This is a genomic window from Pseudomonas sp. 1912-s, from assembly GCF_029269205.1.
Taxonomy (GTDB): Bacteria; Pseudomonadota; Gammaproteobacteria; order Pseudomonadales; family Pseudomonadaceae; genus Aquipseudomonas.
In genome coordinates, this window is record NZ_JARIXR010000027.1 from 66,370 (window position 1) to 88,615 (window position 22,246).

Consider the following 22,246-nt stretch of genomic DNA (forward strand, 5'->3'; position numbering starts at 1 on the left):
GGGAGCTGTGAAAAATAGGTGGGGGCTGTATGAAAATTCCATATGGATGATAGAAATCCGCAGCATAGGATTGCACTATGATGCCCTCCCCGAACCGCGCAGCAGGAACCCCGGTCATGTCCGACGATATCCACTTCTACGAACCCGCCAACGGCCACGGCCTGCCCCATGACCCGTTCAATGCGATTGTCGGCCCGCGTCCGATTGGCTGGATCTCGTCCCACGACAGCCAGGGCCGCCTGAACCTGGCGCCCTACAGTTTCTTCAACGCCTTCAACTACATTCCGCCGATCATTGGGTTTTCCAGTGTCGGACGCAAAGACAGCCTGAACAACATCGAACAGACCGGCGAATTCGTGTGGAACCTGGCCACCCGCCCGCTGGCCGAGCAGATGAACCAGAGTTGCGCGCCGGTATCACCCGAGGTCAACGAGTTTGAATTGTCTGGCTTGACGCCAGTGGCTTCGAAGGTGATCGCCGTGCCTCGCGTCGGGGAAAGCCCGGTGTCGTTCGAGTGCAAGGTGACGCAGATCATTCAGCTGCAGCGCGCCGACAAGGAACGGGTGCCCAGCTGGTTGGTGCTTGGCGAAGTGGTCGCGGTGCATATCGCCAAATGGCTGCTGAAAGACGGCGTGTACGACACCGCTGCCGCCGAGCCGATCCTGCGTGGAGGCGGCCCGGCGGATTATTTTCAGTTGGGGCCAGAGGCCTTGTTCAAGATGTACCGACCGAAAGCTTAGGAAACCGCTGCCCAGGTCAACTGGCCTTCTTCGTCGACATCGACCAGGCGCTCCAGTTGCCGGGCAGCCGCATCGTCGGCGTCATCAGCGGTCTTGAAGGTTTGTCCATCGAGGATCTTGTGAAAGCGCGGTGCGCCCATGCCATCCAGCGCCTTGACGGCGATGGCGGCGCTATAGCCACCCTCATCTTCACGCACCAAGGCGGAAACGGCTTCGTGGTGGGCAAACTCTTTACGTGCCATGTTGCAGGTCCTGGCCAATGGGAAAGGCGGCCATTCTAAAGCACTAACCCGCCAGTTGCAGGTACTCGCCATAGGCATTGACGGCCGACGCGTCGGTAAAGGTCTGGAAGTCCATGCTGCGAACCACCATGTCATTCAACAACTCGGTGAAGACCATCAGCGCCGGCGAGCTGAAGTAGGCACTCATCGCCTGCTCGCTGCTCCAGAAGCCCGACACCAACCACACATCCGGGTCTGCCTGGGAATGCTGCAACGAGAATTGCAGGCAACCCGGCGCCTGACGGCCCGGTTCAATCAAACTGCTCAAGCGTGCACCGAGTTCGGTGCTGTACCCGGTACGGGCACGGATAAAGGCCATATGGCTCGCGGGAATGGGGCTGGACATGTTCGACTCTCCCGTTGAGAAGTGATGCTCGGCAAGCACTGTGAGGGCGTGTTGCCACAGGATCAAAGATACTGGCGCAGGTGTGGATGCAGTTAGTCGATTCCTGCCGGCTTATTGCACAATCCTGCGAGATGCGTAGAGATAACAATCGGCCCGCGGGTTTTATTCCCGGCATGACTGCCGTATTTCAGGCGCATGACAGCCCCTGGCTTGCCTGATTCACGTTTTATCGCAGGATCAGGCAAGGATTGTGCAGAATCGAAGTACCACTCTTTGCAAAGCCGCCTTTAAGCTGTGCCCATCGTCAAAGCACCAGAGGATGTCCCATGTCGTCGCCCGAACTTCGCTCCACGCCCCTCGACGCCGATATGGAAAAGCAGCGCGCAGAACTCGCCGGCATCGTGCGCCGGCATACCTGGGAGGATGGTTCCTACGGCACGGCGATCACGTCGCTGTACCTCAACCGCCACAACACCCCGCGCGACTTCATGCCGGTGCTGGTGGAACCTGCGCTGTGCATCCTCGCCCAGGGCCGCAAGGAAGTGCGCCTGGCAGATGAAGTCTTCGCCTACGACCCGCTCAATTACCTGGTGTTCTCCGTATCGATGCCGGTGGCCGGGCGCATCCTCGACGCCACGCCGGAAGACCCCAACCTGTCGATTCGGGTCAACATCGACCCGGCGCAAATCACCGCGCTGATCGCCGAAGCCGGCCCCATGGGCGTACCCACACGCCCGACCTCCCGCGGGATGTACGTCGACCGCCTGGACAACCAGTTGCTCGACGCCGTGCTGCGCCTGACGCGCTTGCTGGACACGCCGAAAGACATCGCGATGCTGGCGCCGTTGATCAATCGCGAAATTCTCTACCGCTTGTTGCGTGGCCCGCAGGGTTATCGGCTGTATGAAATCGCCGTCGCCAACAGTCAGAGCCATCGGGTCAGCCAGGCAATCAGCTGGTTGAACGGCAACTACGAACAGCCTCTTCGCATTGATGACCTGGCCAAGGAAGTGAACCTCAGCGTCTCGACCTTGCACCACCGCTTCAAGGCAATGACCGCCATGAGCCCGTTGCAGTATCAGAAGCAGTTGCGCTTGCAGGAAGCCCGGCGGTTGATGATCGCCGAGGGCCTGGAAGCCTCGGCGGCGGGTTATCGGGTGGGCTATGAAAGCGCCTCGCAATTCAGCCGCGAATACAGCCGGCTGTTTGGTGCGCCACCGTTGCGGGATCTGGCCAGGTTGCGCCAGAGCCTTTAACGCAGACCCTGCGGTGAGAAGTTTTTTGTGGCGAGGGGGCTTGTCCCCCGTTGGACTGCGCAGCAGTCCTGAAATCTGCAACAGTGATCTGCCTGAAAGACTGCGGTGATCGTGATGGGGCCGCTACGCAGCCCAACGGGGGACAAGCCCCCTCGCCACAAAAGCAACTTCGCGCAACTAGTCGAGGCTGCGGGGCAACTGCAAGGTCACCCGCAATCCACCCTCACGCAGATTCTGCAAACTCACTTCTCCCCCGTGGCTGTGGGCAATGTTGCGGGCGATGCCCAGCCCCAACCCATACCCCTGCTGCTGCCCGGACAGGCGAAAGTGCGGTTCGAAGACTTGCTCCAGGCGCTGCTCCGGCACGCCCGGGCCTTCGTCGTCGACGTGAAGGATGAACTCCGCGCCATCGTCTTCAATGTGCAAATGGGCGTTCTGCCCGTACTTCAACGCGTTGTCGATCAGGTTGCCGATGCAGCGCTTGAGCGCCAGCGGCTTGCCCGGGTAAGTCGTCAGTGCCCGGCCATGCTGGGTCACGCGGCCATTGCCGTTGGGCGCCAGGTAAGGCTCCACCAGGCAGTCGAGCACGTGGTTGAGGTCTACCGGTTCGATGTTTTCGTGGATGTCGGTGTCTTTGACGCACTGCAGCGCGCCTTTGACCAGCAACTCCAGCTCGTCCAGGTCGCGACCGAATTTGGTTTGCAGGTTCTCGTCTTCCAGCAACTCCACCCGCAACCGCAGGCGCGTGATGGGGGTGCGCAGGTCGTGGGAAATCGCGCTGAACAACTGGCTACGTTCGGTCAGGTAGCGGCTGATGCGTTCGCGCATGGCGTTGAAGGCGCGCCCCACTTCCACCACTTCGCTGCCACCACCTTCGGCCACCGGCTCCACGTCGGCACCCAGGGACATGTCCCGCGCGGCCCTTGCCAGGCGCTTGAGCGGCCGGCTTTGCCAGTGCACCAACAGGCCGATAAACAGCAGCAGGAAGCCGCTGGTGAGCACGATAAACCACACCTGCTGGTACGGCAGGCCTTGTTCTTCAAGGCTGGTGTAAGGCTCCGGCAGCAACGACGCGATGTACAGCCATTCGCCCTGGGCCAGTTGGATCTGGGTCACCAATACCGGGGGATTCACCGGTTCCAGGGTCAGTGCGTAATGCGCCCAGGAACGCGGCAGCTCATCGAGCTTCAAGCCGGCATTGAAAATACGCAGGTCTTCGGCGCTGACGAACTCCACCGAGACATGCACGTCGCTGCCCAGGGTCTGGCGCAACACTTCTTCAACGGCGCCGAGCACCGCTTGCTTGCGCGGGGTTTGCGGCAACACCGCCATGTCCAGCGGCTTGTCGTTGAGGGTGACGACAAAACGCGTACCGCCCATGCTGCGCAATTGGTCCAGCACCAAGGGCCGAAAAGCCACCGGCAAGGAACGGAAATAACTGACGCTGGCGGTCATCGAATGCGCCAGGCTACGGGCTGCCGTCACCAGGCCTTCGAGCTGGGTAGCGCGCAGTTGCGACACCCAGATCACGCTGGACAACGCCTGGGCAAACAGCACCGCCAACAGGGTCAGCAGTAACATCCGCCCCAGCAGCGAGCGCGGTACCGGGATCCGCCGGCGCAGCTCACGCAGGCGCTCAGTGGGCATTGCCGGCAACCACGCTGGCTGCCAATTGATAGCCACTGCCACGCACGGTGCGGATCAGCCGGGGTGGTTTTTCGGTGTCGCGCAGGCGTTGGCGCAAGCGGCTGACGGCCATGTCGACAATCCGGTCAAGAGGCATCAGGTCACGGCCACGGGTGGCGTTGCCGATGGTGTCGCGGTCGAGAATTTGCTGAGGGTGGTCAAGGAACAGTTTCAACAGGGCAAAGTCGGCGCCGGAAAGAATCACTTCCTCGCCGTCTACGTGGAACAGCCGGTGGCTGACCATGTCCAGGCGCCACTCGCCAAACACCAGCACCTCGCCACCGCTGCGCTCCTGGCCAAACTGGGCGCGACGCAACAAGGCCTTGACCCGCGCCTGCAACTCACGGGGGCTGAAGGGTTTGCCGATGTAATCGTCGGCGCCCAGTTCCAGGCCGATCACGCGGTCGGCTTCGTCGGAACTGGCGGTAAGCATGATAATCGGCACCTGCGCCTGGCGCGGGTGCTGGCGGATCCAGCGGCAGAGGCTGAAGCCGTCTTCGTCCGGCAGCATCACGTCGAGGATCACCAGGTCGCACGGCGCTTCGTTCATCGCCTGGCGGAACCCCGCGCCATCCGGCACGCCACGCACCTGGAAACCGGCGCGGCTGAGGTAGGTTTGCAGCAACTCGCGGATTTCCTGGTCGTCGTCGACCAGGAGAATGGATTTACTGATTACGCTCACGGGGTCGTCCTTGTTGTTAGGGATGGGACGGGCTTAATAATTCGTTGTTCTGGAGGGCCTCATCGCAGGCAAGCCAGCTCCCACATTTGGAATGCATTTCCCTGTGGGAGCTGGCTTGCCTGCGATGGCGCCATCACTGCTTACGCAAATGCCTGCTCCAGCGCTACACCTGCCCCGGTCAAACCGGAATACGGTGCGGTCACCAGCCACACCGGAATGCCTTTGAAGTAGTCGCTCATGCAGCCTTTGTCGCCAAAACTCCTGGCAAAACCACTCTTGATAAAGAAATCGGCAAAGCGCGGGATCACGCCGCCCACGATGTACACCCCGCCACGACCACCGGTGGTCAGCACGTTGTTACCGGCGACGCGGCCCAGCCAGATACTGAACTGGTCCAGCACTTCCAGGGCAATCGGGTCGCCCGCCAGGCCAGCGGCAGTGATGGCCTCGGGGGTTTCCAGTACCGCTTCATGGCCGTCCACCGCGCAGATCGCCCGGTACAACCTGGGCAAGCCACCCCCACTCAAGGCGGTTTCCGCGCTGACATGGCCGATCTCAGTGTAGATGTGCTGCCACAGCTGGGCTTCCCGCGGGCTGCTCACCGGCAGGTCGACATGGCCGCCCTCACCCGGCAATGCGGCCCAACGGCCATCGCCGAGGTCGAGCAAGGTGCCCACGCCCAGGCCAGTGCCCGGGCCAATCACCACCGACGGGCGCAACGGCTCCGGCGTGCCTTCGCACACCACGCGGAATTCGTCGGGCTTCAGGCGGGTCATGCCCAGGGCCATGGCCGAAAAGTCATTCACCAGCAGCAACTCGTCCACCTGCAACGTCTTGCAGAAAGCAGTCTTGCTCAGGCGCCAGTGATTGTTGGTGAATTTAAATTCATCTCCACTCACCGGCCCGGCGACCGACAGGCACACCGCGCCAATCGAGCCGATGGCCAGGCCTTCTTCCTTGAGATAGACCTGGATCGCCTCTTCCGGGCTGGCATGATCCGCCGTCGCATGGACGCGGATCGAATGCAGTTCCTGATCACGCCACAACGCAAAACGGGCGTTGGTACCCCCAATATCACCGACCAGCGCAAGCTTCACTTAAGTGTCTCCAGGGCAGAGGTAAAGGCGCTGGCGCCCTGCTCTGCGGAGCTTGCGGCCAAACGCATAAACGCAAACAGCTCGCGACCGGCCCCCACGTTATTGCCCAGAAGGCCCGTGGCAGGCGCGCGCGCTGCAAATTCTTCGGCGTCCACCTTAAGCTCCAAGGTGCCGTTGACGCCATCCACGCGAATGATATCGCCATCGCGCACGCGTGCCAGTGGCCCGCCGCTCTGGGCTTCAGGGTTGACATGAATCGCGGCGGGAATCTTACCCGACGCGCCGGACATGCGCCCGTCTGTTACCAGGGCAACTTTGAAGCCACGGTCCTGCAGCACGCCGAGGAACGGCGTCATCTTGTGCAATTCCGGCATGCCGTTGGAACGTGGCCCCTGGAAACGCATGACGGCGACAAAGTCTTTTTCCAGCTGGCCGGCCTTGAACGCGTCGGCCAGGTCCTGTTGGTCCTGGAACACCACGGCCGGGGCTTCGACGATCTGATGTTCGAGCGCCACGGCAGAAACCTTCATCACTCCACGGCCCAGGTTGCCTTCCATCACGCGCAGGCCGCCTTCCGGAGAGAACGCACGGGCCACGGGGCGCAGGATGGTTTCGTCGAGGCTTTCGATCGGGCCTTCACGCCATACCAGCTCGCCGTCCACCAGGAACGGTTCCTGGGTGTAGCGGCTCAGGCCGTGACCGGCCACGGTATTCACGTCGTTGTGAAGCAGGCCGGCTTCCAGCAGTTCGCGGATCAGGAACGACATGCCGCCCGCTGCCTGGAAGTGGTTGATGTCGGCCTTGCCGTTTGGATACACGTGGGACAGGGTCGGCACCACCTCGGAGAGGTCGGCCATGTCATCCCAGGTGAGGATGATGCCCGCCGACATGGCGATGGCCGGCATGTGCAGGGTGTGGTTGGTGGACCCGCCGGTGGCGTTGAGGGCGATGATGGAGTTGACGATGGATTTCTCGTCGACGATCTCGCCAATCGGCGTGAAGCTGCCGTTGGCCTTGGTCAGACGGGTGACCTGGTGCGCGGCTTCGCGGGTCAGGGCGTCACGCAGCGGCGTGTACGGGTTGACGAACGAAGCGCCCGGCAAGTGCAGGCCCATCACTTCCATCAACAACTGGTTGGTGTTGGCGGTGCCGTAGAAGGTGCAAGTGCCCGGGCTGTGGTAGGACTTCATCTCCGATTCCAGCAGCTCTTCGCGAGTGGCCTTGCCTTCGGCGTAGCGCTGGCGCACGTCGGCTTTCTGTTTGTTGGAGATACCCGACGGCATCGGGCCGCCCGGCACGAAGATCATCGGCAGGTGGCCGTAGCGCAAGGCGCCCATCATCAGGCCGGGGACGATCTTGTCGCAGATGCCCAGCATCAGCGCGGCGTCGAACATGTTGTGGGACAGCGCTACCGCCGTCGACATCGCAATCACTTCACGGCTCAGCAGGCTGAGCTCCATGCCCGGCTCGCCCTGGGTCACGCCGTCGCACATGGCAGGGGTGCCGCCGGCGAACTGGCCAACAGAGCCGACTTCACGCAGGGCTTTTTTGATTTGCTCGGGGAAATGTTCGTACGGCTGGTGGGCCGACAGCATGTCGTTATATGACGAAACAATTGCCACGTTGGCGGCATTCATCATGCGCAGGCTGTTTTTGTCTTCGGTGCCGCACCCGGCCACGCCGTGGGCAAAGTTGGCACATTGCAGCTTGCCGCGCATCGGGCCGTCGCTGGCAGCGCCGCGAATGAGCGCAAGGTATGCCTCACGGGTTGCACGGCTGCGGGCGATAAGCCGTTCGGTGACCTCAAGTACGCGGGGATGCATGTATAGAACTCCAGGCTAACGGATGTGGCGACCTGAGTGTCTATGCTGGTCAAAAGCCCGCCGCGAAGAGGTTGGCAGGGTGTTGCTTGACCAATCGGACCAGTTGATTCAGGTCACTCGTTGTAGATTGAACAAAATATTGCCACTAAAAAGGCTTGTTTTCTATTTTTATGCGAATAATCTTGTAATTCTTACAACAAATCGACGACAGGCACCTTCCAATGACTCTACGTATCGCTATCAATGGTTTTGGCCGTATTGGCCGTAATGTCCTGCGCGCACTTTATACCCAAGGCTACCGTCAGGATTTGCAGATCGTCGCCATCAACGATCTTGGCGACAGCTCGATCAATGCCCACCTGCTTAAATACGACACCGTCCACGGTACTTTCGACGCAGAGGTCGCCCACGATCAGGAAAGCCTGACCGTCAACGGTGACCGGATTGCCGTGAGTGCCATTCGCAACCCGGCCGACCTGCCGTGGGCTGCACACAAGGTGGATGTCGTCTTCGAATGCACCGGTCTGTTCACCGACCGTGACAAGGCCGCCGCCCATATTACCGCCGGCGCGCGCAAGGTGATCATCTCGGCCCCGGCCAAGGGCGCCGATGCCACGGTGGTGTATGGCGTGAACCATGACATTTTGCGTCAATCCCACCAGATCATCTCCAACGCGTCCTGCACCACCAACTGCCTGGCGCCGGTGGCCCAGGTGCTGCACCGCGAGCTGGGCATCGAAAGCGGCTTGATGACCACCATCCACGCCTACACCAACGACCAGAACCTGACCGACGTCTACCACACCGACCCGTACCGCGCGCGTTCGGCCACCCAGAACATGATCCCGAGCAAGACCGGCGCCGCCGAGGCCGTGGGCCTGGTACTGCCGGAACTCGCAGGCAAGCTGACAGGCATGGCCGTACGTGTGCCGGTGATCAACGTGTCGCTGGTGGACCTCACCGTGCAACTGAAAAAAGAAGCCAGCGCCGAGCAGGTCAACGCGCTGCTGAAAGAAGCCAGCCAGCACTCGAAAATTCTCGGCTACAACACCCTGCCGCTGGTTTCCAGTGACTTCAACCATAACCCGCTTTCGTCGATCTTCGACGCCAACCACACCAAGGTCAGCGGCAAACTGCTGAAAGTGCTGGCCTGGTACGACAACGAGTGGGGCTTCTCGAACCGCATGCTGGATAACTGCCTGGCGCTCTGCAACGCGGAGTAACGGCATGGTCGGCATCGGCTTCATGAACAAGACCATGGCGGCGCGCAAGCGTATCGCCCTGGTTGCCCATGACCATTGCAAGGTGTTTCTCCTGGATTGGGCCGAGCGGCAACAAGACCGCCTGGCCCGCCACGACCTCGTGGCGACCGGCACCACCGGGCACCTGTTGAGTGCCCGCCTGGGCTTGCCCATCGACACTATGATCAGCGGCCCGCTGGGCGGTGATCAGCAACTCGGTGCGCAAATCGCCGAGCAGCGAGTGGACATGCTGGTGTTCTTCTGGGACCCCTTCGAACCGCAGCCTCACGACCCGGATATCAAGGCGCTGCTGCGGGTGGCCGCGGTGTGGAACATCCCGGTGGCCTGCAATGAATGCAGCGCCGACTACCTGCTCAGCAGCCCGATGATGGAACAGGCCCATGAGCACCGGATTCCGGACTACCAGGCGTATCTGCGGGACCGCGTATAACCCCGTAACACCTTAAATGGCCACAAGGCTGCGATCGACTGCGAAGCAGCCGTAAACCAGGCGAACAGGTACTTCAGACATATCGGCAGCGTCTGGAATACGCCGGCTTCGCAGTCGATCGCAGCCTTGGGCCAACACAAGCCTCTCAAAGTGCCACTTGCCATTTGCGTTGATGATAAGCATTATCATTCGCTGCAAATCGGTCTGGTATCACTGTGAGCCAATCTCGCTTCAATCAAGTCTTCCTCACCCAGCGCGTGATTCTGCTGCGCACCTTGCAGCGGATGGTGAATAACCACAGCACCGCCGAGGACCTGCTGCAGGAAACCTACCTGCGCGTCACCCGGGCCTTGAGCGAACGGCCGATCGACCACCTCGAACCCTTCGTGTACCAGACGGCACGCAACCTGGCGCTGGACCACCTGCGCGCCCGCAGGATTCAGGCCCGTACCCTGCAGGAAGATGTCCCGCTGGACGTCCTGCAAAGCGTCGCCTCCCCCGTCAGCACCCCCGAAGATGCGACACAGGCCGAGCAATTGCTCGAACACCTGAGCGTCAGCCTCGGCCAGTTGAGCGCCCGCCAACAGCAAATCTTTATCCTCAGCCGCCTGCACGGTTGCAGCTATCAGGAGATCGCCGACAAGCTCGAGGTGTCCCTGAGCACCGTGCAAAAGGAACTGAAATTGATCATGGCCATCTGCATAGGTGTGGCCGAAAGACTGGATCGCCCTTAAGCTTTGTCGGCACAGTCTGTAGGACTATTGATTAAAACGTGGCGAAGACCCGAGGAACACCGTGACGGATCCGAATAAACTGCACCCCCATGAGCTGGCTCATGAGGTGTTGCAAGACACGGCTATGGACCAAGCCCTCGACTGGCTGATCGCCTTGCAGTGCCCGCAATCCGGGCAGCAGGCCGAATTTGAAGCCTGGCTCGCCAGTGACCCGCTGCACGCCGAAGCCTTCATCAAGGCCCAGACCGCCTGGGGCGGCGCGCCCGTGCACAGCGCGGCCGTCGCCCTGAATGCGCCGCGCAAGCCCAGCGCCTGGCGCCGTATCAAACCCCATTGGAAGCCCCTGGCCACCGCCGCCGTGTTGCTGCTGGGCCTGTTCAGCTTCAGCAACCTGCCGATGCGCCTGCAGGCTGATCACCTGACCGTGGTCGGCGAGCGCCAGCGCCTGCAGCTGGACGATGGCTCGAAAGTGTTGCTTAACACCAATTCTGCATTCTCCAGCAGCATCAAGGACCACCAGCGCATCGCACGCCTGTATCAAGGCGAGGCGTTTTTTGAAGTGCTGCCCAGCCGTGGCCTGCCCCTGGAAATCGACGCCGGCCCGGTGCGCGCCAGCGTGCGCGACACCGCCTTCGCCGTGCGCTACCTGAACGGTGAAGCCCAGGTTCAGGTGCAGCGTGGCGATGTGGACCTGAGCAACACCTTTGACGACGCACGGGTACGCCTGAGCGCCGGCGAAAGTATCCGCATCGGCCCCAAGGGCTTCGGCCAACCGGCCAAACTGGACACCACCAAGGACCTGGCCTGGGTCGATGGCCGGCTGATTTTCGAAAACTGCCCGATGAGTGAAGTGCTGGCCGAGCTGCGCCGCTACTACCCCGGCTGGATCGTCAACAACAACGACAAGCTCGCCAGCGTCGCGGTCACCGGTAACTACCGCCTCGACCAACCGCTGGACGTCGTGCGTTCGCTGGCCCACATCACCTCGGCCAAGCTCTCGGAATACCCGGCGCTGGTGATCCTGAACTAAATGAGAATTATTTTTACTCGATAGCCCGCGACGGTACGTCTCGTTATAGCCAATGCAACTGATTCCTATTTGATTCAGTGTCGCACCTATAAGATTCGTACCTTCCGGAGCGCTCTCGATGTCCTCTCGTTTCAACCGCCGGTCCTCTTCGCCCGTTCGCCGCCAGGGCCTGTCCCTGCTGACGGCCGCCATTTTGTTGGCCGGTGCGCCCGTCATGGTCGCCAGCGCCGCAGAGCCTGCCACCCGCAGCCAGGGCAATTACAGTTTCAGCATCGAACAGCAATCCCTGGTCTCGGCACTGAACGCCTTTACCGCCGTGACCGGCTGGCAAATCGGCCTGCCCGCCGAGCTGGGCCAGGGTGTGTCGTCCCCTGGCGTGCGCGGCTCATTGCCGGCGGATAAAGCCCTGGACCGGCTGTTGGTGGGGACCAACCTGGGCTATCGCAAACTGAGCAATAACAACATCGTCCTGGAAAAGCGTGCCGCTGCCGGCGCCATCACCCTGCAACAAATGACCATCAGCGCCACCCGCCAGGAACAGGCCGTGGACAGCGTGCCCAGTACCGTGACGGTGCATGACCGCGAAGAACTGGACCGCCAGAACGTCAACACCATCCGTGAACTGGTGCGCTACGAGCCGGGTGTTTCGGTCGGTGGTGCCGGTACCCGCTCCAGCAATGCCGGCTACAACATTCGCGGGATCGACGGCGACCGCATCCTGACCCAGGTGGACGGTGTCGAGGTGCCGGACAACTTCTTCAACGGCCCCTACGCCAAGACCCGCCGCAACTACGTCGACCCGGAAATCGTCAAGCGCGTGGAGATCCTGCGCGGCCCGGCCTCGGCCTTGTACGGCAGCAGCGCCATCGGTGGTGCGGTGAGCTACTTCACCCTCGACCCGGACGACATCATCAAGCCCGGCCAGGATGTCGGCGCCCGCCTCAAGACCGGCTACAGCTCCGCCGACGAGAGCTGGCTGACCTCCGGCACCGTCGCCGGTCGCGTACAGGACTTTGACGGCTTGCTGCACCTGAGCCAGCGCAACGGCCACGAAATGGAGTCCTACGACGGCAACAACGCCACCGGCCTGGCCCGTACCGGCGCCAACCCGGAAGATGCGCGCACCACTAACGTGCTGGCCAAACTGGGCTGGAACTACGGTGAAGAAAACCGCCTGGGCCTGACCTACGAGAAGTTCAAGGATGACCGCGACACCAACCTGAAAAACGCGGTGGGCGGCCCGTTCGTCGGTGGCCAGGGCTTTAACTTCTATCGTGGCCGTACGGGCAACGACACCATCACCCGTGAGCGTTTCGGCATCGAGAACAAGTTCGCCCTCGACTCGCCGATTGCCGATCACATCAAGACCAGCCTCAACTACCAGATTGCCAAGACCGACCAGACCACCGCAGAAATCTACCAGCCATCGCGCAAGGTATTGCGCACCCGCGACACGCTGTACGAAGAGAAACAGTGGGTATTCGACGCACAACTGGACAAGGCCTTCAGCATCGGCGAAACCGACCATGTCGTGACCTACGGCACCACGCTCAAGCAGCAGAAAGTCACCGGCTCCCGTGAAGGCTCCGCGACTTGCCTGGCGGTCGGCGCAGGTTGCACCGCCATCGGCGCCCCGAGCCCGTCGGCCTCCGACAGCGTGAAAAAGGCCAGCGACTTCCCCGACCCGACCATCAACTCCTATGCATTGTTTGCCCAGGACCAGATCGCCTGGGACAAGTGGACCTTCCTGCCCAGCGTGCGTTATGACTACATCCAGCTCAAACCCAAGCTGACTCAGGAATTCCTCAACACCGTTGACCCGACACGCATCTACGACCACAGCGACTCGGAAAAGAACTGGCACCGTGTAACGCCCAAGTTCGGCATCACTTACGCGTTGACCGAGCAATACACCTGGTTCGGCCAATACGCCGAAGGGTACCGCACGCCGTCGGCCAAAGCCTTGTATGGCCGCTTTGAAAACCTGCAACAGGGCTACACCGTCGAACCCAACCCGGACCTCAAGCCGGAAAGCAGCCGCGGTGTTGAAACCGGGATTCGCGGCAACTTCGACTCGGGCTCGTTTGACGTGGCGGTGTACTACAACAAGTACCGTGATTTCATCGATGAGGACGCCTCCGTCGCCGGCGGCACCGTCCAGCAGTTCGAAGCCAACAACATCAAGCACGCCACCATCAAGGGCGTGGAGGCCAAGGGCCGCTTGAACCTCGACGCGTTTGGCGCACCGCAGGGCCTGTACACCCAAGGCTCGATTGCCTACACCTACGGGCGCAATGACGACAACGGCGAACCGCTGAACAGCGTCAACCCGCTCAAGGGCGTGTTCGGCCTGGGTTACGACCAGCAGAACTACGGCGCCCTGGTCAGCTGGACCCTGGTCAAGAAACAGGACCGCGTAGACAGCACCACCTTCTTCGCACCCGACGGCAACAGCGCCAACGGCCCGTTCAAGACCCCGGGCTTCGGCATCGTCGACCTGACCGGCTTCTACAAGGTCACCCACGACGTGACCATCAACGGTGGCCTGTACAACCTGACCGACAAGAAATACTGGAACTGGGATGACGTGCGCAGCTACGACAGCGTGGGCGAAGCCGGCGTCACCGGCCCGGCCAACCTGGACCGCCTGACCCAGCCGGGCCGCAACTTTGCGATCAACCTGATCTGGGACATCTGACCCATGGAGCCGCACCCCGGCGGAATTTAATCTCCGCCGGGGTGCGGATTTTTTACTGTGACGCGTCTTCTGGTTCGTCTAGTTCATAACAGCCTGGCAACCAGACGCTTCCCCTCTCAAGGACATCTTCATGACCGCTTCTTCTACTGCTGAACGCCCAAGCCTGCGCTCCCAACGCCTGAACCAGATCACCAACGAGCCGCACACCAAGCTCGACGCCCTGGTGAAGGCCCACGCCCCGTTTGAAACCCAAGCCAACTTCGCCCGCTTCGTGGTCGCGCAGTACCTGTTCCAGTCGGAACTGGTAGCGCTGTACAACGACGCCGAACTGATCAAGATCGTCCCTGACCTGGCCGAACGCTGCCGTGCCGAAGCGGCCAAACTGGACCTGGGCGACCTGGACACCGAAGTACCCGCCCCGGTGGCCGGCGCCGTGAACAACCCGAGCAAGGCCGAAGCGCTGGGCTGGCTGTTCGTGTCCGAAGGCTCCAAGCTGGGCGCCGCGTTCCTGATCAAGCGTGCCGTGGGCCTGGGCTTGAGCGAAACCTTCGGTGCCCGTCACCTGGGCGAACCGGCAGGCGGTCGCGCTGAAGGCTGGAAAAGCTTCACCCGCACCCTCGACGCACTGGAATTCAGCGCCGAAGAAGAAGCCGAAGTGGAAAAAGGCGCGGTTGACGCGTTCGTGCGCTTCACCGTGTTACTGGAACAGGCGTACGCTACCAGCCCTGAACTGGCCTGATTTTTCTGTAGAAACCCAATCAATGTGGGAGCTGGCTTGCCTGCGATGGCATCAACCGGGTGTACCTGATGCACCGAGTTGTCTGCATCGCAGGCAAGCCAGCTCCCACAGTTGATCGGGTGCCAGTCTCTATAATCTGCAACCCACTCCACCCTGCAAGCCCCACTAAAATGACCGGCAAAACCCAATCCTCGTCCAAAATCGCCCGCGTCCTGTTCGGCCTGCTGGCCTACGTCAGCCTGGGCATCGGCCTGATTGCGATTGTGGTACCGGGCTTGCCCACCACCGAGTTCATCCTGCTGGCCGCCTGGGCCGCCACCAAAAGCTCCCCGCGCCTGAGTGCCTGGCTGGAAAACCATCGGCTGTTCGGGCCGATCCTGTTCAATTGGCGCAACGGCAAAATCATCGCCCGCCGGGCCAAGGTCAGCGCCACCGTGAGCATGTTGCTGTGCGCCGGCCTGATGCTGGTGATGCTCGAACACGGCTGGCCGATCTACCTGGCCATCGCCGGGATGAGCATGGGCAACCTGTGGATCTGGTCACGGCCGGAACGCCTCCCGCAACCCACCTGACACCCGCCTACCGCTCATCGGCTCCCGCTCATGAACCGCCGGCCCAAGCCGATGTTCCGGGCATAGCGCCGAATGGACTCGCGTGAGCTTGCAGACCAATAAGTCCATTCGCGGGTACACCTATGTTCGACACCCTCTCCATTCGCTTGAAAATCGTGCTGTTGTCCGGTCTCTGCCTGCTGGGGGTGATCGCGCTGGTAGTCGGCATGAACCTCTACCAGACCAGCCAGAACGACCAACTGATCAGCGACTCAAGCTCGCGAATGCTCACCGACAGCGTGCAGAACCTGTTGCAGGCCAAGGCCGCCGAACAAGCCGTAGAACTGCAAAAGACCTTCGGCGAAAGCCTGTTGGTGGTCACCGCCCTCGCCGACCAGATCAAGGACCTGCGCACCCTGGCCGGCAAGCGCTCGCTGGACGCCGGGGCCTTGCGTGAAGAACTCAACCACAGCCTGAAAACCGCCTTTGATCGCAACAGCAAGGTGCTCGGCATCTGGCTGTCGTTCGAGCCCAACGCGCTCGATGGCAAAGACAGCGAATTCGTCAACGACGCTGCCCGTGTGTCCAACGAAAAAGGCCGCTTTTCCAGCTACTGGAGCCGCGCCGGTGGTGAGGGCCTGAACACGGTGATGGTCGAAGAGGACCTGACCAAGACCACCCTCAACCTCAGCGGCACGCCCTACAACATCTGGTACACCTGCCCGCGAGACACCAAAAACACCTGCCTGCTGGACCCGTATGAAGACACGGTGGCCGGCAATCCGGTGTTGATGACCACCATTTCCCTGCCGCTGCTGGTCGACGGCAAAGTGATTGGCGTGGTGGGTGTCGACCTTGCCCTCAACACCCTGCAAGCCGCGACCGATGCGGCGCAAAAGGAGCTGTTCGACGGTGCCGGGCACCTGGAGATTCTCTCCAGCACGGGCCTGATCGCCGGCTACAGCGGCGAACCCGCCAAAGTCGGCAAGAACCTGATCGACACCCTCGGTGCCGAAGGCAAGGAGATTGTGCAACTGTTGGCCAACGATACCCGCAAGATCCGCGAGGAAGACGGCACGATACGCGCGGTGTACCCGGTCAAGCCGATTGCCGACGCCAAATCCTGGGGCATCGTCATCAAACTGCCCAAGGAAGTGCTGCTGGCAGATTCGCTGAAACTCCAGGCGGTGCTCGACAAGGCCCAGGCCAGTGGCACCGTCAAGGCGTTGCTGGTGGGCGCAGCCGCCGGCTTGCTGGGCCTGCTGCTGATCTGGCTGGCGGCCACCGGCGTGACCCGGCCGATCAACAGCGTGGCCGCCATGCTCAAGGAAATCGCCAGCGGCGACGGTGACCTCACACAACGCCTGGCCTACGGGAAAAAGGATGAGCTCGGCGAACTGGTGAACTGGTTCAACCGCTTCCTCGACAAGCTGCAGCCGACCATCGCGCAGATCAAGCAAAGCATCACCGAAGCCCGTGGCACCGCTGATCAGTCTTCGGAAATCGCGCGCCAGACCAGTGAAGGCATGCAGGTGCAGTTCCGTGAGATCGACCAGGTGGCCACGGCCTCGAACGAAATGAGCGCCACCGCCCACGATGTGGCCAACAGCGCGTCCAACGCCGCCAGCGCTGCCCGGGGTGCCGACCAGTCAGCCCGTGAAGGCATGCAGATTATTGAACGCAGCACCCGCGACATCACCACCCTGGCCGAAGAAGTCAGCAAGGCCGTGACCGAAGTCGAAGCCCTGGCGGTGAACAGCGAACAGATCGGCTCGGTACTGGAAGTGATCCGCAGCATTGCCGAGCAGACCAACCTGCTGGCCCTGAACGCCGCGATTGAAGCCGCGCGCGCCGGGGAAAGCGGGCGCGGTTTTGCGGTGGTGGCCGACGAGGTGCGCAACCTGGCCAAGCGTACCCAGGATTCGGTGGAGGAGATTCGCCTGGTGATCGAGCGCATACAGACCGGCACCCGCGGGGTGGTGGCGACCATGCATTCGAGCCAGAACCAAGCCCAGAACAATGCCGGGCAGATTCATCAGGCGGTGCAAGCGCTGGGCAAGATCAGCGACGCGGTGACGGTAATCAGCGACATGAACCTGCAAATCGCCAGCGCCGCCGAGCAGCAAAGTGCGGTGGCCGAAGAGGTCAACCGCAACGTCTCGGCGATCCGCACCGTGACCGAAACCCTGACCGGCCAGGCCACCGAATCGGCTGCCATCAGCAGCCAACTCAATGCCCTGGCCAGCCAGCAGATGAAGCTGATGGATCAGTTTCGGGTTTAAGCCCCGGTCCAGGCGGCCACGAACGGCGCCAGGTCTTCCTTCGGCGCCGTACGCGGCGGGTTTTGTGGGGTGCCCAGGTAGAGGAAGCCAATCACTTCCTCATCCCCGGTCAAACCCAAACCTTTGGCGACGTGGGCCGAGTACGACAACTCGCCGGTGCGCCACACCGCGCCGATCCCCTGGGCGTACGCCGCCAGCAGAATCCCGTGGGCCGCGCAGGCCGCTGCCAGGCGCTGCTCGGACTTGGGCACCTTGAAGTGTTCTTGCAGGCGGGCAATCACCACCACCACCAACGGCGCACGCAGCGGGCCATTTTGTGCCTTGTCGATAAACGCCTGGGGCGCGTCGGCGTCTTGCAGACGGGCGGCTTCGGCCAGCAGCGTGCCCATGCGCTCACGTGCCGCACCTTCCACTGTCAGGAAGCGCCAAGGCCGCAGTTGGCCGTGGTCGGGGGCGCGCATGGCGGCGGCGAACAGCAGGTCGCGCTGCTCCTGGGTCGGTGCCGGGTCCAGCAGTCGCGGCACGGAAACACGGTTGAGCAAAGCGTCGAGAGCCTGCATTGGCCACCTCCAGAGAAAAATGTGCAGCCATTCTAGCGGGAATGAATCGGATACCACCAAACGATAATTGCTCTTATTCAATCCGCCCTGCCCTGTTAGACTTTGCGGCCTTATTTTCAGCCTACGTTCAGGAAGACTGATGTCCCGTTCGCCCCTGCGCCTGTCTGCACTGTTGATGGCCCTGAGCCTGAGTGCCTGCGATGACGCCCCGCGATTCACGAAAGCGGAGCCGGGCGAAGCACGTGCCGGTGGCGCGGCAACGGTGAGGAAGACCGATCAGAACGCCTTCTCGTTGCCGTCGGCCAACCTGTCGCCCACCCGGCGCCTGGACTTCAGCGTGGGCAACAGTTTCTTCCGCAGCCCCTGGGTGATTGCACCGTCCACCACCACCGCCCGCGACGGGTTGGGGCCGCTGTTCAATACCAATGCCTGCCAGAACTGCCATATCAAGGACGGCCGAGGCCATCCGCCGCTGCCCGATGCGCCCAACGCGGTGTCGATGCTGGTGCGCCTGTCGATTCCCGATGCGCCGCCCTATGCCAAGGTCATCGAACAACTGGGTGTAGTCCCCGAGCCGGTCTACGGTGGGCAATTGCAGGACATGGCCGTACCCGGCGTCGCGCCGGAAGGCAAGGTGCGGGTCGACTACACACCGGTCAATGTCCGTTTCAAGGACGGCACCGTGGTCGAACTGCGCAAGCCGGCGCTGCAAATCACCCAGCTGGGTTACGGCCCGATGCACCCCGACACGCGGTTCTCGGCCCGGGTTGCACCGCCGATGATCGGCCTGGGGCTGCTGGAAGCGATTCCCGACGCCGACATCCTGCGCAACACCGACCCGAAAACCGCCGACAAGGAAGCTCTCGCCGGACGGGCGAATTGGGTCTGGGACGACGCGCAACACAAGACTGTCCTCGGTCGATTCGGCTGGAAAGCCGGGCAGCCGAACCTCAATCAACAAAATGTTCACGCGTTCTCTGGTGATATGGGCCTCACCACGTCCCTGAGACCGTTCGATGACTGCACCGATGCACAAGTGGCCTGCAAACAGGCGCCCAACGGCAATGGCCCGGATGGCGAGCCTGAGGTCAGCGACAACATCCTGCGCCTGGTGCTGTTCTACACCCGCAACCTGGCCGTGCCCGCCCGCCGCGACGTCAACGCACCGCAAGTGCTGGCCGGGAAAAACCTGTTCTACCAGGCCGGTTGCCAGGGCTGCCACACCCCGCAATTCACCACGGCGCCCACCGCCGCCGAACCTGAATTGGCCAACCAAGTGATTCGCCCCTACAGCGATTTGCTGTTGCACGACATGGGCGACGGCCTGGCCGATCACCGCAGCGAATTCAAGGCCGGTGGCCGCGACTGGCGCACGCCGCCGTTGTGGGGCATCGGCCTGACGCAGGCCGTGAGTGGTCACACCCAGTTCTTGCATGACGGCCGCGCCCGCAACCTGATGGAAGCCGTGCTGTGGCACGGCGGAGAAGCCCAGGCGGCGCAGCAGCATGTGTTGTCGTTCAATGCCGAACAGCGCGCTGCGTTGCTGGCATTTCTGAATTCTTTATAAGCTTTGTCCTAATTACAGAAGGGAGCTCGACATGTTCCGTCCCAAGTTGTTGTTCACCAGCCTGGCCGCCCTCGCCCTCGGTGCGTGCTCGCCCCAGGACCCGCAAGCGGTGACCTCGGCGGCCATCGCCAAGCAAGTGATCCTGCCGACCTACAGCCGCTGGGTTGAAGCCGACCGCCAACTGGCCGTCAGCGCCCTGGCCTACTGCCAGGGCAAGGAAAGCCTGGAGACCGCCCGCGCCGACTTCCTGCACGCGCAAAAAGCCTGGGCCGAGTTGCAGCCGTTGTTGATCGGCCCGCTGGCCGAGGGCAACCGTTCGTGGCAGGTGCAGTTCTGGCCGGACAAGAAAAACCTGGTGGGCCGTCAGGTCGAACAACTGGTGAGCGCCCAACCGCAGATCGACGCCGCCGCACTGGCCAAATCCAGCGTCGTGGTGCAGGGCCTGTCGGCCTACGAATACATCCTCTACGACGCCAAGACTGACTTGGCGGACGAGACGCAAAAAGCCCGTTACTGCCCGCTGCTGGTGGCCATTGGCGAGCGCCAGAAACTGCTGGCCGAAGAAATCCTCTCGAGCTGGAACAGCACCGACGGCATGCTGGCGCAGATGACCAAGTTTCCTAACCAGCGCTACGCCGATTCCCACGAAGCCATCGCCGACCTGCTGCGGGTCCAAGTGACCGCGCTGGACACCCTGAAGAAAAAACTCGGCACGCCAATGGGCCGCCAGACCAAGGGCATCCCGCAGCCGTTCCAGGCCGATGCGTGGCGCAGCCAGTCGTCCCTGCAAAGCCTGGAGGCCAGCCTGGCTGCCGCCCAGACCGTCTGGGTCGGCGTCGACAACAAAGGCCTGCGCGGCCTGTTGCCGGCCGATCAAAAGCCGTTGGCTGACAAGATCGACGCCGCGTATGCCGCGTCCCTGAAACTGTTCGCCAGCAACCAGCGTTCGCTGAACGAACTGCTGGCCGACGATGCCGGGCGCCAGCAACTCAACGATATCTACGACAGCCTCAACGTGGTCCACCGCCTGCACGAAGGCGAACTGGCCAAGGCGCTGGGCATCCAACTGGGCTTTAACGCCAACGACGGTGACTGATGATGCTCAGGCGACAGGCTTTGGCGATCGGCAGCGTGCTGCTCAGTGCAATCACCCTGGGTGGCTGGACGCTGTTCAAGCAGAAGGGCAAAAGCCCGCTGCTGCTCTCGGCGCGGGATGACAGCGACGGCAAGCACTACGCCGTCGGCTTCCACCTGGACGGCAAGCAGGTGTTTGCCACCCAGGTCGGCCAACGTTGCCACGACATCATCAACCACCCGACACTGCCGATTGCGCTGTTTGTCGCCCGTCGGCCGGGCACCGAGAGCTACCTGATCGACTTGCGGGACGGGGCGCTGCTGCAAACCATCACCTCCAAGGCCAATCGCCACTTCTATGGGCACGCGGTGGTTCACAAGGACGGCGAGTGGCTGTATGCCACGGAGAATGACACGTCCGATCCGGGTCGCGGCTTGCTGGGTGTGTATCGGTTTGAGGGTGAGCGGTTGGTGCACACCGGTGAGATTTCTACCCATGGGATCGGGCCGCATCAGGTGTCGTGGATGCCTGACGGCGAGACGCTGGTGGTGGCTAACGGCGGGATTCGTACCGAGGCCGAGAGCCGGGTCGAGATGAACCTGAATGCCATGGAGCCGAGCCTGGTCCTGATGCAGCGCGACGGGACACTGTTGAGCAAGGAGACCCTGGGCCAGCAGATGAACAGCGTGCGGCATATGGGGATTGCCAGCGACGGTACGATCCTCGCCGGGCAGCAGTTCATGGGGGCGTCTCATGAGCGCTCGGAGTTGCTGGCGATCAAGCGGCCGGGGCAGGCGTTTGTGGCGTTTCCGGTGGCGGATGAGCAGTTGCAGGCCATGGGGCATTACACGGCCAGTGTGGCGGTGCACAGTGAGTTGCGACTGGTGGCGCTGACGGCGCCCCGGGGGAACCGGTTCTTTATCTGGAACATGGACAGCGCTGAGTTGCTGCTGGACGGGCCGTTGCCGGACTGTGCCGGGGTGGGCGCGGTGGCGGATGGGTTTGTGGTGACTTCCGGTCAGGGGCGTTGCCGGTTTTATGATTGTCGGCAGGTGCCGTTGGTGGGTAAGCCGTTGGAGTTGCCGGCGGGGCTTTGGGATAACCATCTGCATCTGGTTTGATCGGGGGTATATCCGTTGCTGCGGTCAGGGCGGCTATGGGTTCCGCTCTTACAGCGGGTCACTTTTGAAAGGAGCCCAAAAGTAACCAAAAGGCTCTTGCCCCACCACTCGGCACCTCGCCTAGGCTCGGTGTGCCCTCTCTCCGGTACTACTGCGCGGGCCGCCGCGACGGGGCGTCCCTGCCCCGTCGCGGCTAAACCGGCGTCCTGCCGGTTTACCCGCTCCGTACTACCTGCGTTCGGCCAGCGTGGTTTAACGGGGCGCCTAAGATCAAGATCAAAAGCAG

At 62.2% G+C, this 22,246-nt stretch carries 20 protein-coding genes; 13 read left to right on the forward strand and 7 right to left on the reverse strand.

Going from position 1 to position 22,246, the window contains the following annotated elements; translation table 11 throughout:
• Positions 1 to 116 precede the first annotated feature (116 nt).
• Positions 117 to 740 (forward strand): flavin reductase family protein, encoded by a 624-nt coding sequence (locus P3C29_RS26555; RefSeq protein ID WP_275965843.1) that lies wholly within the window; start codon positions 117 to 119, stop codon positions 738 to 740.
• Here the strand turns inward: P3C29_RS26555 and P3C29_RS26560 are convergent.
• Entirely contained in the window at positions 737 to 982 is a 246-nt protein-coding gene (locus tag P3C29_RS26560; protein WP_169386150.1) for a hypothetical protein, read from the reverse strand. The two genes, P3C29_RS26555 and P3C29_RS26560, sit on opposite strands and share 4 nt — an antisense overlap.
• Positions 983 to 1,025: 43 nt before the next feature.
• Positions 1,026 to 1,367, reverse strand: coding sequence for an antibiotic biosynthesis monooxygenase family protein (locus P3C29_RS26565; RefSeq protein ID WP_275965844.1), 342 nt, complete (start codon positions 1,365 to 1,367; stop codon positions 1,026 to 1,028).
• A gap of 326 nt (positions 1,368 to 1,693) precedes the next feature.
• Here P3C29_RS26565 and P3C29_RS26570 point away from each other — a divergent pair, with 326 nt between their 5' ends.
• Positions 1,694 to 2,623 carry an AraC family transcriptional regulator gene (locus P3C29_RS26570; protein ID WP_010169992.1) on the forward strand — a complete coding sequence of 310 codons (930 nt, stop codon included), beginning with the start codon at positions 1,694 to 1,696 and terminating at the stop codon, positions 2,621 to 2,623.
• A 177-nt stretch (positions 2,624 to 2,800) separates the two neighbouring features.
• Here P3C29_RS26570 and P3C29_RS26575 read toward each other — a convergent pair whose 3' ends face one another.
• The 4 genes from P3C29_RS26575 to edd all read right to left on the reverse strand — a co-directional run bounded on the left by P3C29_RS26575 (position 2,801) and on the right by edd (position 7,911).
• Positions 2,801 to 4,270, reverse strand: a complete 1,470-nt coding sequence (locus P3C29_RS26575) for an ATP-binding protein (RefSeq protein ID WP_010169993.1) — start codon at positions 4,268 to 4,270, stop codon at positions 2,801 to 2,803.
• A complete protein-coding gene (locus P3C29_RS26580) occupies positions 4,260 to 4,991 on the reverse strand; it encodes a response regulator transcription factor (protein ID WP_010169994.1) in 732 nt (243 codons plus the stop codon). Before P3C29_RS26580 ends, P3C29_RS26575 begins: the two co-directional genes overlap by 11 nt.
• A 140-nt stretch (positions 4,992 to 5,131) precedes the next feature.
• Entirely contained in the window at positions 5,132 to 6,088 is a 957-nt protein-coding gene (locus P3C29_RS26585; protein WP_275965845.1) for a glucokinase, read from the reverse strand.
• On the reverse strand, positions 6,085 to 7,911 hold the full coding sequence (gene edd, locus P3C29_RS26590) for a phosphogluconate dehydratase (protein ID WP_275965846.1): 1,827 nt from the start codon (positions 7,909 to 7,911) through the stop codon (positions 6,085 to 6,087). The genes P3C29_RS26585 and edd overlap by 4 nt, the downstream gene beginning before the upstream one ends.
• 221 nt (positions 7,912 to 8,132) lie before the next feature.
• Between edd and gap the strand changes: the two genes are divergently transcribed.
• The 8 genes from gap to P3C29_RS26630 all read left to right on the forward strand — a co-directional run bounded on the left by gap (position 8,133) and on the right by P3C29_RS26630 (position 17,637).
• Positions 8,133 to 9,134, forward strand: coding sequence for a type I glyceraldehyde-3-phosphate dehydrogenase (gene gap, locus P3C29_RS26595; RefSeq protein WP_003214117.1), 1,002 nt, complete (start codon positions 8,133 to 8,135; stop codon positions 9,132 to 9,134).
• Between the two features lie 4 nt (positions 9,135 to 9,138).
• Positions 9,139 to 9,603 carry a methylglyoxal synthase gene (locus tag P3C29_RS26600; protein ID WP_010169997.1) on the forward strand — a complete coding sequence of 155 codons (465 nt, stop codon included), beginning with the start codon at positions 9,139 to 9,141 and terminating at the stop codon, positions 9,601 to 9,603.
• A 215-nt stretch (positions 9,604 to 9,818) separates the two neighbouring features.
• Entirely contained in the window at positions 9,819 to 10,337 is a 519-nt protein-coding gene (locus P3C29_RS26605; RefSeq protein ID WP_010169998.1) for a sigma-70 family RNA polymerase sigma factor, read from the forward strand.
• A gap of 61 nt (positions 10,338 to 10,398) precedes the next feature.
• Positions 10,399 to 11,367, forward strand: a complete 969-nt coding sequence (locus P3C29_RS26610) for a FecR domain-containing protein (RefSeq protein ID WP_201125203.1) — start codon at positions 10,399 to 10,401, stop codon at positions 11,365 to 11,367.
• Positions 11,368 to 11,485: 118 nt separating this feature from the next.
• A complete protein-coding gene (locus P3C29_RS26615; RefSeq protein ID WP_010170001.1) occupies positions 11,486 to 14,065 on the forward strand; it encodes a TonB-dependent receptor in 2,580 nt (859 codons plus the stop codon).
• 130 nt (positions 14,066 to 14,195) lie between these two features.
• On the forward strand, positions 14,196 to 14,804 hold the full coding sequence (locus P3C29_RS26620) for a biliverdin-producing heme oxygenase (protein WP_169386153.1): 609 nt from the start codon (positions 14,196 to 14,198) through the stop codon (positions 14,802 to 14,804).
• A gap of 170 nt (positions 14,805 to 14,974) precedes the next feature.
• On the forward strand, positions 14,975 to 15,376 hold the full coding sequence (locus tag P3C29_RS26625; RefSeq protein WP_275965848.1) for a YbaN family protein: 402 nt from the start codon (positions 14,975 to 14,977) through the stop codon (positions 15,374 to 15,376).
• Between the two features lie 122 nt (positions 15,377 to 15,498).
• Positions 15,499 to 17,637, forward strand: a complete 2,139-nt coding sequence (locus P3C29_RS26630) for a methyl-accepting chemotaxis protein (protein ID WP_275965849.1) — start codon at positions 15,499 to 15,501, stop codon at positions 17,635 to 17,637.
• Here P3C29_RS26630 and P3C29_RS26635 read toward each other — a convergent pair.
• Entirely contained in the window at positions 17,634 to 18,197 is a 564-nt protein-coding gene (locus P3C29_RS26635; RefSeq protein ID WP_010170004.1) for an NAD(P)H nitroreductase, read from the reverse strand. The genes P3C29_RS26630 and P3C29_RS26635 overlap by 4 nt on opposite strands.
• A 139-nt stretch (positions 18,198 to 18,336) precedes the next feature.
• On the opposite strand from P3C29_RS26635, the gene P3C29_RS26640 reads away from it, so the two are divergent.
• Genes P3C29_RS26640 through P3C29_RS26650 form a run of 3 tightly spaced genes read left to right on the forward strand, consistent with a single transcriptional unit; the run spans position 18,337 to position 21,960 of the window.
• Complete coding sequence (locus P3C29_RS26640) at positions 18,337 to 19,764, forward strand: di-heme oxidoredictase family protein (RefSeq protein ID WP_275965850.1); 1,428 nt, start codon at positions 18,337 to 18,339, stop codon at positions 19,762 to 19,764.
• Between the two features lie 31 nt (positions 19,765 to 19,795).
• A complete protein-coding gene (locus tag P3C29_RS26645) occupies positions 19,796 to 20,860 on the forward strand; it encodes an imelysin family protein (protein ID WP_010170006.1) in 1,065 nt (354 codons plus the stop codon).
• Between the two features lie 2 nt (positions 20,861 to 20,862).
• Positions 20,863 to 21,960 (forward strand): DUF1513 domain-containing protein, encoded by a 1,098-nt coding sequence (locus tag P3C29_RS26650; RefSeq protein ID WP_169389240.1) that lies wholly within the window; start codon positions 20,863 to 20,865, stop codon positions 21,958 to 21,960.
• The last annotated feature ends 286 nt before the right edge of the window (positions 21,961 to 22,246 follow it).